Source organism: Paenibacillus sp. RUD330 (genome assembly GCF_002243345.2).
Classification (GTDB): Bacteria; Bacillota; Bacilli; order Paenibacillales; family Paenibacillaceae; genus Paenibacillus_O.
The window spans coordinates 4,196,393-4,213,170 of record NZ_CP022655.2; the positions used below are offsets into that span (position 1 = coordinate 4,196,393).

The following is a 16,778-nucleotide window of genomic DNA, read 5'->3' on the forward strand; positions in this document are numbered from 1 at the left end:
CTCCGGGCGGGCGGCCGTATGCAACAGCTTCGCCGTCCGGATACCTTTTCCTGCTGGAGGAGCGAGGGCTGTTTTTCTACTTATTGTAAATTTCCGGAAGCTTTACCCGCCCTGCTCTCTTCTATATACTAAGAAGAAATGATAAAAAACTCTTATCAAAAGGAGGGAAACCTCTGAATATCAGCCAGCTCGAAACGCTGCTCACCATCTCTAAGACGATGAGCTTCCGCAAAGCAGGGGAGCAGCTCAACTTGACTCAGCCGGCCGTATCGGCCCAGATCAAGAGCCTGGAGGAGGAATTCAAGACGGTGCTGGTAGACCGCAACCAGCCTGTGACGCTGACGGACCGGGGACAGGTGTTCCTCGACCATGCCGTGCGCATCCTGTCCATCGTCGAAGAGCTGAAGCAGAAGCTGTCCGACCTGAACCATATTCCGCAGGGCCATATCGTGCTCGGGACGACGAGCTCCATCGCCATCCAGATTCTGCCCCGGGTGCTGTCCTACTTCCAGAACCAGTTCCCGCTGATCAAGACGACGATCCATTCGATGCCGTCCTCGCAGGTCATGGCCAGCGTCGAGAAGGGCAGCGTCGATCTCGGGATCACCTATCTGTCCGAGAAGAATCCGAATCTGCAGACATCGGCTCTGTACTATGATACTTTCGAGCTCGTCGTATCCCCTGCGCATCCGTTGGCCGAGTTCAAGCATGCCTCCATCGACAAGTTGAAGGATATCCCGCTGATCATGCTGTCTCCCGATACGCTCGGCAGGCGCTTCGTCGACCGCATCTTCTCCAAGAACGGCATCAACCCCAACATCGTGATGGAGCTGTCCAGCAGCGAGGAGGTCAAGCGGATGGTCGAAATCAACCTCGGAGCCGCTATCGTCTCCAACCTGTCCATCGCCAACGAGCTCCGGGCAGGCACGCTGCGGATGATCCGGGTGACGGAGCTGGAGGTCACCCATCCGATCGGCGTCGTCTACAAGTCCGGAAGATATTTGAACTCCGCCATGCAGCAGTTCCTGAGCGATCTCAAGGGCATGCCCGAAGCGCAGTTCATCAGCAGCGAGTAGCCGGCCTTCCGTACAAAAGGATTTGCCTAGAACCATAAATGAGCCTGAGGAGGAACCGATCCGATGAAATTCGACCTGCACACCCACCACAGCCGCTGCGGCCATGCCGAAGGAAGCATCGAGGACTATATCCGCGCCGCGATCGACGCCGGAATCGGCGCGATCGGCATCTCCGACCATTCCCCCTACTTCGGCAGCGAAGAAGACCATCCGCAGCCGGGCATTGCGATGGCCCGCAGCTCTCTGGCGGGCTACGTCGAGGAGGTGCTGGCCCTGAAGGCCAAATACGAAGGCAGGATCGAAGTGCTGCTGGGCATGGAGTCGGATTTCTTTCCGGAGCATGCCGATACATACCGCAAGGCTTACGAGACCTATCCGTTCGACTATATCATCGGCTCGGTCCATTTCACGTCAGGCAAAAGCATCTTCAACAAAACCCGCTGGAAGGGACTGTCGCAATCGGCGCAGGCCGAGCAGAAGCGCGAGTATTATGAGCTGATCAGGCAATCGGCCGTCAGCGGCATGTTCCAGGTGCTCGGCCATATCGACGCGATGAAGGGATATTATCCCGCGTTCTCCGACATCCCGGCTTCCGAGAGCATCGACTTGGCTCTGCAGGCCATCGCCGGAAGCGGGGCGTCGATCGAGATCAACACCTCCGGCAAAACGAAAACGGTCGGCGGCTGGTACCCGTCCAACGAAATCCTGGAAAGAGCCCGTTACTTCGGGGTCACATGCAGCTTCGGCTCGGATTCCCATGTGCCCGCGCGGGTCGGGGACGACTTCGAGGAAGTCCGCGCCCTGCTGAGATCGATCGGGTTCCGGGAATGGTTCTTCTATCGGCAGAAGCAGCCGGTGGCGGTGCCTCTTTGAGAAGACGGGGATGAGCGCCAGCCGTTCCGTTCAGCCGTGCAGCCGTTCGAAGAGCCTTCAACGGAACCGCATCCAAGCGCCTTCTGAGCAGGGGTCAAGCTTCATTGATGTTCCCCTCTCGATCCGAGAGCCCTCTGGGCTCTTTTTTTGGAGCGGCAAGGAGGAGTCCGGCGATGAGGCTCCGCATGGCGGATTGCAGTTGTTTTTCCATGCCATTTCACCCCATCATTCTATATATGGGCAAAAAAAGTGGACCCTCCGTAAGGAAGGTCCCAAGTATATTTATTAAAAGGGGGTCATGTCACTATCTTAACCCCTGATTGTAATAAAGGCGTGACAGGAATATTTCATTTGTGTAACAGATTGCCCATCCCCCTCCAATCCAGGCCGCAAAGGAGCGCCGACCCTAATGACAGACCCTGCTGTATGGCTTCTGATCTCGATCGGCAGCGCCGCCGTGTTCGGCTTCGCCGGCTGGTGGATGAAAGTGTCCCAAATGCGCGGCGGGAGCAATACCTCCCTCCTATTGGGATTGTACGCGACAGGAACGGCCGGCTTTCTCTTCCAATGTCTGGCGGACGGAAGCTGGACGGCCGTGCTCGGCTGGAAGGCCTGGCTCGCAGGAGCGGTTGTCGGAGCCGGCTCCGCCTGGGGCAACGTCGTGTTCATGCAGGCGCTGCGCTACGGACCGGCCAGTCTCACCTCGCCGATTACGAACCTCAACATCGTCCTTGTCGTGGCGATGTCGGTATGGATATACGGCGAGCCGCTTGGTGGATGGGAAGCGGCCGGAATCGTCCTGCTGCTGGCAGCCGCTGTCCTGATCGCCCTGCGCCGCGCGGAGCCGCTCTCGATCGGGGACCGGCGCTGGTTCCTGTATACGGGAGCGGCCGTCGTCCTGTTCACCTTCCGCAACGGAGGCTTGAAGGCGACGAGCGAGCTCGGCTTGCCCTCCTCCTCCGTTCTCTTGACCGGCTACTTCCTATCGCTGCTCTGGTTTGCGGCAGCCGCCCTCAAGGAGCGCTCCGGCCAGAAGATCGGCGGCGCAGTCCCGCAATCCTCCGCCGATGGCTGGAGCGTCGGCCTCCGTCTCGGCCTGCTCGCGGGATTGTTCTCCTATGGCGGACTCCAGCTCTATGCCTGGGCGATCGAAACGGGCAAAGCCGGCATAGCCGCTCCCATCTTCGCGACAAACAGCCTTGTCGTGGCGGCCGGCTCGATCCTGCTGTACCGGGAACGCCTGACAAGGCTGCAATGGCTCGCTTTTGCCTGCCTTCTGGCAGGCCACGTCGTGATCAAGCTGTAGGCCAGACGGCAACTGACGCCGCCTTCCGCATCTTCAGCTTTTGGGACGGCAACTGACGCCGCCTTCCGCATCTTCAGCTTTTGGGACGGCAAGCGGCCGAGAACGAGCCGAGCCACTTTTTCCACCAAGCCTTGATCCGGTAGGACGCGGTAAGCTTCATGACCGATCCCCAGCCGTCGTATTTGCCGCCGCCCGCCCCGATCATTCGGTACAGCTCGTCGACCCGTCCGTTGACGGTCTCCAGCCTGACGTCCTCGAAGCGGCTGATGACGAGAGGATACGGATATTCGGGCTCCGGCTCCCCGCTCTTGCCTTCTTCGATCCGGTACCCCATCGTCTCCAGCTTCATGCGCATCAGCTTGCGTCCGTCATGATCGCGGAAGAGCAGCCAATGATACACATTGCGCGGCCTCCGGATATCATCCCCCCGGTTCAGCAGCGCGTACACCATTTGAGCATTGTGGATGAACAGCTCCTCGAGCGTGTCCGGCAGCAAATACCGGTAAAACTCCCAGTCGGAATCCGGCTTGACGTAATGCATCAGCCTGCTGCCGCTTCTGGACGACAATATCTTCTGCAGCGGCTCCAGCGAGGCTCCGCTCTCCATGTAATAATAATATTCAAGCCTTCTCGGCGTATTGATGCGTCCGATATAGACGGAATTCCCTCCCGCTTGCACGGCCTCTTCCAGCTCATGCTCCATCCTCTCCAGCTCGGATATCATGCTTTCCTTGTTCTTGTGCCGGCTGCGGATGGAGTAGAGGTTGATTGTAATCGACAACAGCTGGTTCAAGCCCGGCGGGTGCGCATCCTGTTTCCAGGCGCAATTGACAAGGATCCTCATCAATTCCTTGTCCTCGGATTGGCGTTCGAAGAAGCCCCAGTCGTCTGCCATCACCGCACCTCGCTTTCTGACGGGGCACCCCCGTCAAATGTCTGTCTATTATACAGGACCGCTTCGGTCCGGCAAATCGTTTTTTTGTCCGTTCTAGTCCAAAGACGCAGCAGGGCTGGAAAAGTTGCGGATGCGTTCCGGCATTTCAGGACAAAAAAGCCTCTTCCTGCCAGCGCCAGCCGAAGCGGCTGCCGGGCGAGAAGAGGCCATGCGGATGATGATCAGCTCAAGACAGCGTCGATGGAATAGGCTCCTGCGCCGGTGAACGCGACAGCAAGCGCGATCGCGATGAGAATCAGATTGTACTCGTAGCCGTTGGACGTCGCCCAGATGCCGTTCGCCCCATGGACTTTCGCGATCGCGACAAGCATCGGGATGATGATCAGCGCCGCGGCGATCCACACCCACAGTCCAAGCGCCAGCAGCAGTCCTCCCAGCAGCTCCGAGAGTCCCGCCAGCACCGCCATCAGCACGCCGGGCTTGGCGCCGAGCGACTCCAGCCAGCCTGCCGTTCCCTTGATCCCGTAGCCTCCGAACCAGCCGAACAGCTTCTGCGTGCCATGCGCCGCGAACAGCAGCCCCGCTACAACCCTCAAGATAAGAATGCCTGTATCGAACATAATGAATCCCGCCTTTTCATAGAATGTATTCGTCCGTTGCTTTACTGGACTTATCATAAATCATTAACTAACTTTAGTCAAGTTAATATATTTAATTAATTTAATTTGGGACAGTCGCTTACATTTCCTTAGTTTATATGGTACAATGGGAGCACAAGAAGGAGTGATAAGAATGGACTACTCCACCATGTGTCCCAAGTACGAAGCCGCCATCGAGCTGCTTGGGAAAAAGTGGACGGGCCTTATCATCCGGGTGCTGCTCGGCGGGCCCAAGCGGTTTAAGGAAATCAAGGAACAGATTCCGGAGATGAGCGACAAGATGCTGACCGATCGGATGAAGGAACTCGAACAGGCTCAAATCGTGAACCGCAAGGTTTACCCGGAGATGCCTGTACGGATTGAATATGAGCTGACCGACAAAGGACATCATCTGCAGCCTGTCATCGAGTCCATTCAGGACTGGGGAGAGCATTGGATGTAGCGTTCCGTGCCATCCGGCCGCCCGACGGGCGGCTTTTTTGCCGTTTCCGGCTCCATGACGATCTCCTCCAGTTCCGCTCGATGGTGGAAATCCGTACCTGCAGGGGCTTATACTAGTAGGGACATCAATAGCGGACAGTGAGGGTGAGGCATGGATACGATCAAGCAGGCATACCGGGACTTGGGGCTGCCCGACAACGCTTCCAAGGAAGAAGTCGAGAAGAAGTACTCCTTGCTGCTGCGCAGGGCGCGCAGCCAGCAAGGCCGCGCCGGGGACGGCGAAGCGGCCGGATCTCCGAGCCTCGAGACGATCAATGCGGCGTACCGGGCGATTCTGGAGCACGAGGAAGCGACGGCGCGGGAGGAGTACAACAAGAAGGCGTACGGGAAATACAAGGGAATGGCTGGATCCGCCCAGAAGGTGGACCACTTCTTCAGCTATTATAAGTTTCACTTGCTTGGCGCGATCGTGCTGATCGCCGCCGTCGTGTACGGCATCAATGCTTACCTGAACCATAAGGAGGAGCAGGCCGAGCTGGCCAAGCTTCCTCCCGCCGCCCTGGCTCTCTCCTATTTCGGCGAATTCGGCTCGCCTGCCGGAAGCGACGTGAAGACGGCTGAGCAGCAGCTCGTGAGCCGGTTCCCGGATTGGAAGCGAGTGATCGTCCATCTCACCTACGTACCGGCCGAACCCATGTCCGGGCAGGACATGGCCATGGTCCAGAAGAGCGTTCTCGACCTCATCACGAACAAGGACGACGTTTACTTGATGGATCGCGCAAGCTTCGACAAGCTGGCTTCCCAGAACGCCCTTCTCCCTCTGGAGACCCATAAGGACGAGCTTGGCTCCGAATACAACGACAGCCGCGCTTTGAGCGCGGCCGCGCAGGATACTCCGAACGAAAAGCATGTGTACGGCGTCGATGTCACGGACAGCCCTCTCGTCAAAAGCATGGGCCTGGAGGGCGGCCGCTTCATTGCCGGCATCCGCAGCGACACGGCCAGGCTGGACAATTCCTTGCAATTCATCCGGGCGGCCTTGTCGGATACCTCCGCTCCGTAGCCATTTCTCCAACGCCTGCACATCCGATCGCGGGCTCGGCCAAGCGGCCCTTCCTCTTCAGGAAAGGGCCGCTTGTTTCATCCTTGGAGCGATTGGGGAAAGCGATGTTGACAACAGAATTTAAATTGCATACAATCTAATTAAAGCGATGAAGATGGAGGCGAAACCGATGTCTATTTATGATATTGAAGTCGAGACGGCGCGCGGCGCCAAAGAAACCTTGGAGCGGTACCGGGGCCAGGTGCTGCTGATCGTCAATACCGCGACCAAGTGCGGCCTGGCGCCTCAGTTCGACGGACTGGAGAAGCTTCATCAGACATACGGGGACAAGGGGCTTGCCGTTCTCGGCTTTCCATGCGGGCAGTTCGCCAACCAGGAGCCCGGCGACAACGACCAGATCCAGGAAGCATGCAAGATCAACTTCGGCGTGACGTTTCCGCTGTTCGCCAAAGTCGACGTCAACGGCAGCGGCGCCCATCCTCTCTTCCGTTATCTGACCGACAACGCCAGAGGTTTCCTCGGGTCCAAGGCGATCAAGTGGAATTTCACCAAGTTCCTGGTCGACCAGGAAGGCCGCATCGTGAAGCGCTTCGCGCCGACCGACAAGCCGGAGAAGATCGAGAGCCATGTCGCCAAGCTTCTCGGAGCGCCGGCTCCCGTATAAGCGCCTCTGACGGGAATGTTGCATCGGCCGGAACGAAATGAGCGGTTCTAGCCAGACCAGAAGCTCCAACCAGACTGAAAGGAACAAAAAAGACCCCGTACCGAGCCGGTACGGGGTCTTCGTAATGCGGGGCGATTACACGCCCAGGAAGTTTTTGAACAGCTGCACCGTCGTGTCGCGGTTGATCGCGGCGATCGACGTCGTGAGCGGAATGCCCTTCGGACAGGAGCGCGCGCAGTTCTGCGAGTTGCCGCAGCCTTCGATGCCGCCGTCGTCCATCAGCGTCTCCAGGCGCTCGGCCTTGTTCATCTCGCCCGTAGGATGGGCGTTGAACAGGCGAACCTGGGAAATCGCCGCCGGTCCGATGAAGCTGGAGCGGTCGTTGACGTTCGGGCAAGCCTCAAGGCAGACGCCGCAAGTCATGCACTTGGACAGCTCGTAAGCCCATTGGCGCTTCGTCTCCGCCATCCGTGGTCCCGGGCCGAGATCGTAGGTTCCGTCGATCGGAATCCATGCCTTGACGCGCTTGAGGGCGTTGAACATGCGCTCGCGGTTGATGACGAGGTCGCGTACGACCGGGAACGTGCTCATCGGAGCGACGCGCACCGGCTGCTCCAGCTTGTCGACCAGGGAGCTGCACGCCTGGCGCGGCTTGCCGTTGATGACCATGGAGCAGGCTCCGCATACTTCCTCGAGGCAGTTCGACTCCCAGCATACCGGAGTCGTGGACGCGCCGTCGGCTTTCACCGGATTGCGCTGAATTTCCATCAGGGCGCTGATGACGTTCATGTTCGGGCGGTACGGAACCTCAAACTCTTCGGTATAAGGAGCCGCATCCGGCGAATCCTGACGGGTAATAATGAACTTGACCATTTTACCGGTCTTGGTAGCTGTTTCGGTTGCCATTGTCGTTCTCCCTCCTCCTTAGTGCTTGTTGCTCGAGTAGTCGCGCTTACGCGGCGTAATGAGCGAAGTGTCGACTTCCTCGTACGAAATTTCCGGGCCTTCCGGCGTGAATTTCGCGATGGTCGTCTTCAGGAACTTCTCGTCGTCCCGTTCCGGGAACTCCGGCTTGTAGTGCGCGCCGCGGCTCTCGTCGCGGAGCAGCGCGCCCTTGGTCATCGCCTCGGACAGCTCCAGCATGTTCCACAGCTGGCGGGTGAAGGCGACGCCGGCGTTGTTCCAGCGGGCCGTATCGTTGATGTTGATGTTGGTGTAGCGCTGCTTGAGCTCCTTGATCTTCTGGATCGTCTGCTCCAGACGGTCGTTGTAGCGGACGACGGTCATGTTGTTCGTCATCCACTCGCCGAGCTCCTTGGCCAGCACGTAGGCGTTCTCCGTGCCGTCCATCTTGAGGATGGACTCGTACTTGTCCGTGCGCAGCTTCACTTCGCGGTCGAAGATGCTGGAAGACACGTCTTCCGCGGACTTCTTAAGTCCTTTGATATATTCCACAGCCTTAGGTCCCGTCACCATGCCGCCGAAAATGGCGGACAGCAGGGAGTTCGCGCCGAGACGGTTCGCTCCATGGTACTGGTACTCGCATTCGCCGCAGGCGAACAGGCCGGGGATGTTGGTCATCTGGTTGTAGTCGACCCACATGCCGCCCATCGAATAGTGGACCGCCGGGAAGATCTTCATCGGCAGCTTGCGCGGATCGTCGCCGACGAACTTCTCGTAGATCTCGATGATGCCGCCGAGCTTGACGTCAAGCTCCTTCGGATCCTTATGGGAGAGATCGAGGTAGACCATGTTCTCGCCATTGATGCCGAGCTTCTGGTCGACGCATACGGAGAAGATCTCGCGGGTCGCGATGTCGCGCGGCACGAGGTTGCCGTAAGCCGGGTATTTCTCCTCGAGGAAGTACCAAGGCTTGCCGTCCTTGTACGTCCAGATGCGGCCGCCTTCGCCGCGCGCCGATTCGGACATGAGGCGGTTTTTGTCGTCGCCCGGAATGGCCGTCGGGTGGATCTGGATCATCTCGCCGTTGGCGTAGTGGACGCCTTGCTGGTACACCGCGCTGGCTGCCGTGCCCGTATTGATGACCGAGTTGGTCGTCTTGCCGAAAATGATGCCGGGGCCGCCTGTCGCCAGGATGACCGCGTCGGCGCGGAAGGAATGGACCTCCATCGTGCGCAGGTCCTGGCCGGTGATGCCGCGGCAGACGCCGTCCTCGTCCACGACCGCTCCCATGAACTCGAAATGCTCATGCTTGCTGACGAGGCCGGCGGCCTCCCAGCGGCGCACTTGCTCGTCCAGCGCGTACAGCAGCTGCTGGCCTGTCGTCGCGCCGGCGAACGCCGTGCGGTGGTACTGCGTGCCGCCGAAGCGGCGGAAGTCCAGCAGGCCTTCCGGCGTGCGGCTGAACATGACGCCCATCCGGTCCATCAGGTGGATGATGCCGGGCGCCGCTTCGCACATCGCCTTGACAGGCGGCTGGTTGGCGAGGAAGTCGCCTCCGTAGACGGTGTCGTCGAAGTGCTCCCAAGGGGAGTCCCCTTCGCCCTTTGTATTGACGGCCCCGTTGATGCCGCCTTGCGCGCACACGGAGTGGGAGCGCTTGACCGGCACGAGCGAGAACAGGTTGACGTGCACGCCCGCCTCGGCCGCCTTGATTGTAGCCATCAGGCCGGCGAGTCCGCCGCCGACGACGATAATGTTGTTTTTAGCCATGACTATGAGGTCCTCCTTGTCTGTCGTATTAACCGATCCAGGTACGTACGGCGGATGCCGATTCGGCGAAGTCGCTGCCCGTGAAGGCCACGATGGAAAGCAGGAACAGAGCCGATACGATCACGAACACGCCCATCCAGATATAGGCCGAGACGCGTTGCGCGCGCGGGCCGACCGTGATGCCCCAGCTGACGAGGAACGACCACATGCCGTTCGCGAAGTGGAAGACAGCGGAGAGGACACCGATGGCATAGAGCACGATGTAGACCGGATTCGTGAAGATCTCGTGCATCCGTGCGCCGAGCTCCTCATGCGTCAGGTTGCCGAGGGCGACCTGGAATCGGGTCTCGAAGACATGCCAGATGACGAAGATGAACGTGATCACGCCAGTGACGCGCTGCGCCGTGAACGCCCAGTTGCGCCCGTACTTGAAGCGGGAGTTGTTCCAGTTCGATTGGTAGGCGACATACAAGCCGTATACTCCATGGAAGAGGAGCGGCAGGAATATGCCGAAGATCTCCAGGAAGAGAACAAGGGGCAGTCCGTTCAGGAAGCCGACGCTGTCGTTAAAGCCCTCAGGTCCGTCTTCGAACGCCGAGTAGTTGGTGATGGCATGCTCAACGAGGAACAGGCCGAGCGGAATCACCCCGAGCAGCGAGTGAATCTTGCGCGTTAAGTACGAGTTACCATTCATAAATAAAGCGTTCTCCTTTCCAGCCGTTTGATTTCCAGTCATCATCGGTCGAATTTTGTGCAAACCTTATCCATTTTACAGCCCGTGCATGGGAGCGTCAACAAATCCCGACAGCTTTCCCCTGCTTTTTCCGGTCACAGTTTAGCCACAGTTTCCATCGTACTCTTTTTTTCCTTATAAAGATATTGTTTATTCCTTATACAATGTTATAACCTATTTGCATAAGAGCTGAAGCCATGAGGCGGCAGCTCCCCTTGGGGAAGCTGCCGGCATCCGGAAGATCCCGGTTGCTGTCTGCTCGACCATTCTCTTCGGAAGGAACGGAGGCTGCCGGAAATGCTCAACGAAGATCTCAACGTATTCGCCGCCGTAGTCGAGCAGTCCAGCATGAACAAAGCCTCGGCGCTGCTCAACCTGTCCCAGCCGGCGCTGTCGCGGAAGATCGCCAAGCTCGAGCAGGAGCTCGGCGCGCAGCTGTTCCGCCGCGTCGGACGGAGGCTGGAGCTGACGCGCATCGGCGAGCTGACCTACGACTACGCGCTCCAGGCCCGCCAGCTGCACCGCAAATATATGAGCACCTTGGGCGAGTTCAAGCAGACTCATCGCTCCAGCCTGACGATCGGGGCCAGCCTGACGACACTGCAGACGACGCTGCCGGATCTCATCCAGGCGCTGACCGCCAGCCATCCCGAGATCGACATCAAGGCCGTCACGGGCAAGACCCATGAGATCGTATCGTTCGTCCGGGACAAAAAAATCGATCTCGGCCTGGTGGCATCCGTCATCGACGACCCGCAGCTGCACTGCGTCCCTCTGTTCGACGACCATCTGGAGCTGGTGCTTCCCCGCTGCCATCTGCTCACCGAGAACGGCAAGCTGGCGATCCGGACGCTCAGCGGGCTGCCGATGATCCTCTTCTCCAAAGGAACCTGGTACCGGAACCTGACCGACGAGCTGTTTGACACCCACAGGCTGCATCCCGACGTCAAAATGGAAATCGATTCGTTCGAAGCTATCCTGAGGCTGCTCCACACATGCGGAGCCGCGACGCTGCTGCCGCATTCCTATATCCGGCAGCAGATGCTGGCGGACAACGACCTCATGGTCGTCCCTGTGCTGGAGCTGGAGCAGACCAAGCGGACCACCTCGCTCATCCACGGCGATCCGGCCCGGCTCGAGCCTGCGGTCAGAGACTGGATCCGCGAGGCGGCCGCGAACTACTTCCGCCGCTCGGCTTCGCCGGTGGCAAGCTTGAAGGCCATGCAGCAGAGGGCCGCTGAAACCAAACAGGCAGGAGTCCGCGTCGACTGACGCGCCTCCTGCCTTTCTTTCTATGCGTATGCCTGGAGCGGGCCGCCCCAACGCCGGCCGGCCCGCCCATCGCCTCCACGGCTGTTGTCAGCCGCGGCTCACCGCGTTTTCAAACTGCTCGATGCCCTCGTTCGTTCCGATGACGACCATGACATCCTTCTCTTCCAGGACGGAATCCGCCTGGGGAGCGATGATGATGCCCTTGGGCTTGTTGATGGCAACGATGCTGCAGCCGTAGCGCTGGCGGGTGTCGATCTCGGACAGCGCCTTGCCGTTGAGGCAGCCCGGAACAGCCAGCTCCGCGACGGCGTATTCGGACGACAGCTCAATATAGTCGAGCAGATTGGGCGATACGAGCTGATGGGCGACCCTGATGCCCATATCCCGCTCCGGATAGATGACCCTGTCGACGCCAAGCTTGTCCAGCACCCGGCCGTGCAGCTCCGACACCGCCTTCACGACGACCTTGCCGACTCCGGAATCCTTGACCAGAATCGCCGCCATGATGCTCGACTGGATGTCTCCCCCGATGGCCACGATGCAGCAGTCGAAGTTGCGGATCCCGATCGCTCGCAGCGCATCCTCGTCCGTCGCGTCGGCGCACAGCGTATGGGTGAGCACGGCGCTCATATCGTCCACCAGCTCCTCGCTGCGATCGATGCCGAGCACCTCGTAGCCGAGCTGCATGAGCTCCTTGGCCAGGCTGGAGCCGAATCGCCCCAGTCCGATGACGCAGTATTGCTCTCCTTTTGAACCCTTTCCCATTGTGTCTCTTTATTTCCTTTCCTATCCGATGATAATCTTGCCTTCTGGATTTTTATATAATTCCTTGCCTTGCTTCGGTCTCAGCGCGTAGGCCATCGTCAGCGGCCCGAGCCTGCCGGCGAACATCGTCAGGCTGAGCAGCAGCTTGCTGACATCCTTGAGGCTGGTCGTGATGCCCGTGCTGAGCCCGACGGTGCCGAATGCCGATACCGTCTCGAACAGGATCCGCAGGAAATCGCGGTCCTCGACAGTGCAGAGCACCATCGTCACGACGAGCACGAGCGCAAGCGACAGCATCGTGATCGTCAGAGCCTTCATGATGCGCTCCTTGGCCAGCCGGTAGCGGAAGAGGACGATGTCCTCCCTGCCGCGGATCATCGCGCCCATCGCGGCGACGAGCGTCATGAACGTCGTCGTCTTGATGCCGCCGCCCGTCGAGCCCGGCGAGGCCCCGATGAACATGAGGATGATCATGAAGAACAGGCTCGCCTGGCGCATGGCCCCGATATCGAGCGTGTTGGCCCCCGCCGTGCGCGTCGTGACGGATTGGAAGAAGGCCGAGAGCACCTTGCCTCCGAAGCCGAGCGGCTCCATAGTCTTGGCGTTGGAATATTCGAAGATGAAGATGACGACCGCTCCGATGACGATCAGGCTGCCCGTGGCCAGCAGGACCACTTTGGAATGGAGGGAGAACCTGCGGTTTGTCCTCCATTCCATCAGATCGGACAGCACGATGAATCCTAGGCCGCCGGTAACGATAAGCACCATCGTCACGATATTGACGAGCGGATCCGACACATAGCCGGTAAGGCTCCGATAGTCGCCGAAGATGTCGAAGCCGGCGTTGTTGAACATGGATATGCCGTGGAAGATGCCGAAGTACACGGCGCGGCCGAGCGGCATGTCCGCCGCGAAGCGGATCGCGTACAGCAGCGCTCCCGCCGCCTCGACGACGAGGGAATACAGCAGCACCTTGCGGATCAGCCGGACGATTCCCTCCATGGAGCTCTGGTTCATCGCTTCCTGCAGCAGCAGCCGGTCCTTGAGCGAGATGCGCTTGCGCAGCACGAGGGCGAACAGCGTCGCCATCGTCATGAAGCCGAGGCCGCCGACCTGAATCAGCATCAGAATGATGATCTGGCCTGCCACCGAATAATGGGTGCCGGTATCCACGACGACGAGGCCTGTGACGCAGGCCGCCGAAGTAGCGGTGAACAGGGCGTCGATCCACCTCGTGCCCTCTCCGCCGGCTGTCGCGAACGGCTGCATCAGCAGCAGCGAGCCGATGGCGATCATGACGGCGAAACCGGCGACGAGAATGCGCGGCGGCGACAATTTGAAAGCTTGCTTGAATACTGAAGACCATGATTGCATGCCCGCGACTCTCCTTTTGCCTCCATATCCCTGCCGTTCGCGAAGTCCTGGCATCATTCCCCGTCGCTTCAAAAAGCACAAAAAAAGCACTGGAAACCCAAGTGCCTGTGCGCCCTGCGAGTCCGGTCAAGCAGCCTCCGAGGTTAGCTGTCGGATTCGGGCATGACGGCTGCCCTATCCGCTCCCGGCAGGCTGCCGCCTGCGCCGGAACGGAATTCACCCCAAGCTGCGCCAGGCAGCTATATGGTTCCCCCGTATTCTTTTGGAAATTCGGCTGTTCTATATGGTCGGATTTGATTATATAGGATAGAGGACGGGTTACCAATGTCCCAATCCAAGCTTGCTGGGCGATATGGGACGGAAAAGAGTGCTGGGACAAGCGCAGCAAGGCGCAATCCTGCCCTTGCTCTTTCTTTTGCGCGAAATCTCGATCTCTCCCTGCCGCGGCATGGATAATTTGAAAGCCGCTGTGGTAAGGTTATAAAAGCTTGCCCTGCAGTCAGGCATCGTCAGGAGGACAATCATGAACAGCTCCGAGTTGGAGAAAAGCTATCGAAAGTATTTCTGGACGGGAATCATTGGAGCCGCCATCTTCCTGATTTTGCAGATTGTCCCATCCTTCGCGGGAGGGCTGTCGGGAGAGGAAGCCTCCGCAAAGCCTGTTCCCAAGGACGAGGCTCAGCAGGCAGCGATGGCTTTCGCCCGGCAGCTGACCGGCTCCGAGCCTCTCGCCGCTCATACGGTCCACCAATCCGACCGGGACATCACCGGTTACCTCAGCAAGGAAAAGCTGGCCAAAAAATTCGATGAAGGTCCCGGCAAGATCGTCCCGACCGATACGTGGCAGGTGTCTCTCTCCTTGCCCGAAGGGCAGATGTTCGTCGAGGTCGGCATGGCCAGCGGCCGGGTGATCGGCTGGAAGCAGGTGTTCAAGCCCTCTGCCGGAAAATCCTCGGACGTCCTTGCCCCCAGCGCCGAAGAGCTGGACCGTCTCGCCGTCAAGCAAGCCGCCGAGCTTGGCTACGGCAAGCTGGAGCGGATCGGAGAATCGGCGGGCTACAAGACGGTATATGCCGTGCAGGGAGGAGAGATCGGCCGAGCCCGCCTCACCATCGAGGCCGCTCCGCCATCCGCCGCCGCAGCGGAGCCTGGCGGCAAGACCGTCCTGGCGGAGTTCACGCCGCGATATGAAGTGCCCAAGGATTACCTCGCCTACACGGCGGATCAGGACCGGATCGCCTCCAGCCTGTCGCTGCTGGGCAATCTGCTGCCGAGCGGCATCCTGTTCATTCTCGCCGTCATCTATTCCATCGTCATGAGGAAGTACAGCTCCTTCCGACGCGGATGGGCGATCAGCCTCGTGTTCCTCGGCTTTTATGCCATCAACAACCTGAACATGCTCGACGGCCTCCGGGCCATGTATGGAGCGCGGCCCAACGCCGAGACCGTCGTCCAGGTCCAGCTCGTCATCACGATGGGCCTCACCTTCCTGCTCGCTTTATCCGCCTACTTCTCCCTCGTCGCGGGAGATGGACTATGGCGCGCGCAGGGCAGGCGGCTGTGGCTGACCTCCCGCGAGTCCCGCTTCGGAGAGACCGCTTGGAGCAGCATGAAGCTTGCCTATGTGCTCGGCTTCATCCTTCTCGGCCTGCAGACCGTTATCCTGATCGGCCTGTCGGCATTCACCGGAGCCTGGTCGACCAGCGACGTGACCCAGTCGCCTTACAACCTGGCCGCTCCGCTGCTGATGCCGCTGCTGGCGTGGTGCGCGGCCATCCAGGAGGAAGCCGTATACCGGCTGTTCGGCATCGGCCTGCTGATGAAGTGGCTGAAAAACCCGTTTGTCGCCTGTCTCATCCCTACGGTCATCTGGGCGCTCGGACATGTGACCTATCCGATCTACCCGTCTACGACGAGGCTGATCGAACTGACGATTCTCGGCCTTCTGTTCGGATACATCTTCCTTCGGTTCGGATTTTTCACGGCGGTATTCGCCCATGCCATCATGGACTCCGTGCTGATGTCGGTCTCGCTCTTCCTGATCGGAGGAGGCGCCAATATCCTTGCGGGCGTCGTCTATATCGTCGCTCCTGCCGGCGTCGCCTGGGCGATGAAAGGGTACGGCTCGCGGCGGAGCGCCGTCCCGATAGCGCCCGGTTAGGCTCCTGTTGTCGACGCTGCAGAACAAAAAGCAGGGAATCTACGGATTCTCTGCTTTTTTCTTTGGGCTCACACCCGGTTGACGGCGTACAGGATGAGGGACAGGATCAGCACCGGCACGCCGACTCCGGCCGACAAAAGGGACAGAAAGAGCTTGACCCGCTCCTGCTTCCTCAATCCCAGCTTCAGGACGGAATAGATCGTGATCCCGATCAAGCCGCCTGTCGCGTTGAGGATCACATCGTCGATATCGGCCGCCCCTGCGGCCAGAACATACTGACCGGCCTCCACGGCTGCGCTGAGCAGCGCGACCGCCGCGAGCCTGGGCCATAACGATTCCGACTTGCCGATCAGCATGGCATAGATCCCAGCGGGAACAAAGATCAGGATGTTGCCCCATATGTTGACGTCCACCGCATTCCTGCGCATGCCGCCGTCGACGTTGATGTATTCCTGGATCGTATGGAATGGAATCAGATTGAAGCTTCTCAGGCTGCCCCCCTCCCTCAGGAAGAGCAGCTCCGCCATCAGCAGCACATACACCGCCGCCATGCTCCATAACAGGATCGGAACGAATTTTTTGTTCATGATTTCCCTCCATGCTTGCCGAAGCCTATTGCCGCTTCACCATGATAGCATGACGTCATTCGGCGGATGAACTGGACCTTCGTCCGGCCTTTTCCGGGACCTGCGCTCGGGAACCTGCCGGCAGGCCAGGCGAGGCAATCAAGGAAAAGCCATCAAAAAAAGCCTGCTCGGCCAGCCTCCGCCGATAGCGGCGCCGCTGCCAAGCAGGCTTTTTGCTGCGTCCTGCCCGTCTCGAG

General features: G+C 59.4%; 16 protein-coding genes and 1 riboswitch. Of the genes, 8 read left to right on the forward strand and 8 right to left on the reverse strand.

Annotated elements, in window-relative coordinates; translation table 11 throughout:
- The first annotated feature begins 173 nt into the window (after window positions 1-173).
- The 3 genes from CIC07_RS19215 (at window position 174) to CIC07_RS19225 (ending at window position 3,255) form a co-directional block, all read left to right on the forward strand.
- Window positions 174-1,076 (forward strand): LysR family transcriptional regulator, encoded by a 903-nt coding sequence (locus tag CIC07_RS19215; protein ID WP_076353811.1) that lies wholly within the window; start codon window positions 174-176, stop codon window positions 1,074-1,076.
- Between the two features lie 63 nt (window positions 1,077-1,139).
- The gene (locus tag CIC07_RS19220; protein ID WP_076353809.1) at window positions 1,140-1,949 is read left to right on the forward strand and encodes a histidinol-phosphatase; all 810 of its coding nucleotides are present in this window, start codon (window positions 1,140-1,142) and stop codon (window positions 1,947-1,949) included.
- Window positions 1,950-2,358: 409 nt separating this feature from the next.
- The gene (locus tag CIC07_RS19225) at window positions 2,359-3,255 is read left to right on the forward strand and encodes an EamA family transporter (RefSeq protein ID WP_076353805.1); all 897 of its coding nucleotides are present in this window, start codon (window positions 2,359-2,361) and stop codon (window positions 3,253-3,255) included.
- A gap of 73 nt (window positions 3,256-3,328) precedes the next feature.
- Here CIC07_RS19225 and CIC07_RS19230 read toward each other — a convergent pair whose 3' ends face one another.
- Together CIC07_RS19230 and CIC07_RS19235 are read right to left on the reverse strand one after the other, a co-directional pair.
- Window positions 3,329-4,150 (reverse strand): DUF695 domain-containing protein, encoded by an 822-nt coding sequence (locus CIC07_RS19230; RefSeq protein ID WP_076353803.1) that lies wholly within the window; start codon window positions 4,148-4,150, stop codon window positions 3,329-3,331.
- A 221-nt stretch (window positions 4,151-4,371) separates the two neighbouring features.
- Entirely contained in the window at window positions 4,372-4,770 is a 399-nt protein-coding gene (locus CIC07_RS19235) for a DoxX family protein (protein ID WP_076353801.1), read from the reverse strand.
- 172 nt (window positions 4,771-4,942) lie between these two features.
- Here CIC07_RS19235 and CIC07_RS19240 point away from each other — a divergent pair, with 172 nt between their 5' ends.
- From CIC07_RS19240 to CIC07_RS19250, 3 genes are all read left to right on the forward strand, one after another.
- The gene (locus tag CIC07_RS19240) at window positions 4,943-5,251 is read left to right on the forward strand and encodes a winged helix-turn-helix transcriptional regulator (protein WP_048744678.1); all 309 of its coding nucleotides are present in this window, start codon (window positions 4,943-4,945) and stop codon (window positions 5,249-5,251) included.
- Between the two features lie 150 nt (window positions 5,252-5,401).
- Window positions 5,402-6,313 carry a hypothetical protein gene (locus CIC07_RS19245; RefSeq protein WP_076353799.1) on the forward strand — a complete coding sequence of 304 codons (912 nt, stop codon included), beginning with the start codon at window positions 5,402-5,404 and terminating at the stop codon, window positions 6,311-6,313.
- A 169-nt stretch (window positions 6,314-6,482) separates the two neighbouring features.
- Window positions 6,483-6,977, forward strand: coding sequence for a glutathione peroxidase (locus tag CIC07_RS19250; protein WP_076353797.1), 495 nt, complete (start codon window positions 6,483-6,485; stop codon window positions 6,975-6,977).
- Window positions 6,978-7,112: 135 nt separating this feature from the next.
- On the opposite strand, the gene sdhB is transcribed toward CIC07_RS19250, so the two are convergent.
- Genes sdhB through CIC07_RS19265 form a run of 3 tightly spaced genes read right to left on the reverse strand, consistent with a single transcriptional unit; the run spans window position 7,113 to window position 10,344 of the window.
- Window positions 7,113-7,883, reverse strand: a complete 771-nt coding sequence (gene sdhB / locus CIC07_RS19255; protein ID WP_076353795.1) for a succinate dehydrogenase iron-sulfur subunit — start codon at window positions 7,881-7,883, stop codon at window positions 7,113-7,115.
- Between the two features lie 18 nt (window positions 7,884-7,901).
- Window positions 7,902-9,650 (reverse strand): succinate dehydrogenase flavoprotein subunit, encoded by a 1,749-nt coding sequence (sdhA, locus tag CIC07_RS19260; protein WP_048744685.1) that lies wholly within the window; start codon window positions 9,648-9,650, stop codon window positions 7,902-7,904.
- Between the two features lie 28 nt (window positions 9,651-9,678).
- Entirely contained in the window at window positions 9,679-10,344 is a 666-nt protein-coding gene (locus tag CIC07_RS19265; RefSeq protein ID WP_076353793.1) for a succinate dehydrogenase cytochrome b558 subunit, read from the reverse strand.
- A 336-nt stretch (window positions 10,345-10,680) separates the two neighbouring features.
- On the opposite strand from CIC07_RS19265, the gene CIC07_RS19270 reads away from it, so the two are divergent.
- Window positions 10,681-11,655 carry a LysR family transcriptional regulator gene (locus tag CIC07_RS19270; protein ID WP_076353791.1) on the forward strand — a complete coding sequence of 325 codons (975 nt, stop codon included), beginning with the start codon at window positions 10,681-10,683 and terminating at the stop codon, window positions 11,653-11,655.
- 87 nt (window positions 11,656-11,742) lie between these two features.
- Here the strand turns inward: CIC07_RS19270 and CIC07_RS19275 are convergent, their stop codons facing one another.
- The gene (locus tag CIC07_RS19275) at window positions 11,743-12,420 is read right to left on the reverse strand and encodes a potassium channel family protein (RefSeq protein WP_076353789.1); all 678 of its coding nucleotides are present in this window, start codon (window positions 12,418-12,420) and stop codon (window positions 11,743-11,745) included.
- A 21-nt stretch (window positions 12,421-12,441) separates the two neighbouring features.
- Entirely contained in the window at window positions 12,442-13,794 is a 1,353-nt protein-coding gene (locus tag CIC07_RS19280; protein ID WP_076353787.1) for a TrkH family potassium uptake protein, read from the reverse strand.
- 118 nt (window positions 13,795-13,912) lie between these two features.
- A riboswitch (cyclic di-AMP (ydaO/yuaA leader) is annotated at window positions 13,913-14,080 on the reverse strand.
- Window positions 14,081-14,317: 237 nt separating this feature from the next.
- Between CIC07_RS19280 and CIC07_RS19285 the strand changes: the two genes are divergently transcribed.
- Window positions 14,318-15,955 carry a CPBP family intramembrane glutamic endopeptidase gene (locus CIC07_RS19285; RefSeq protein ID WP_076353785.1) on the forward strand — a complete coding sequence of 546 codons (1,638 nt, stop codon included), beginning with the start codon at window positions 14,318-14,320 and terminating at the stop codon, window positions 15,953-15,955.
- Between the two features lie 68 nt (window positions 15,956-16,023).
- Here CIC07_RS19285 and CIC07_RS19290 read toward each other — a convergent pair whose 3' ends face one another.
- Window positions 16,024-16,542: a VanZ family protein gene (locus tag CIC07_RS19290; protein WP_076353783.1), complete on the reverse strand. Its 519-nt coding sequence runs from the start codon at window positions 16,540-16,542 to the stop codon at window positions 16,024-16,026.
- Window positions 16,543-16,778: the final 236 nt, after the last annotated feature.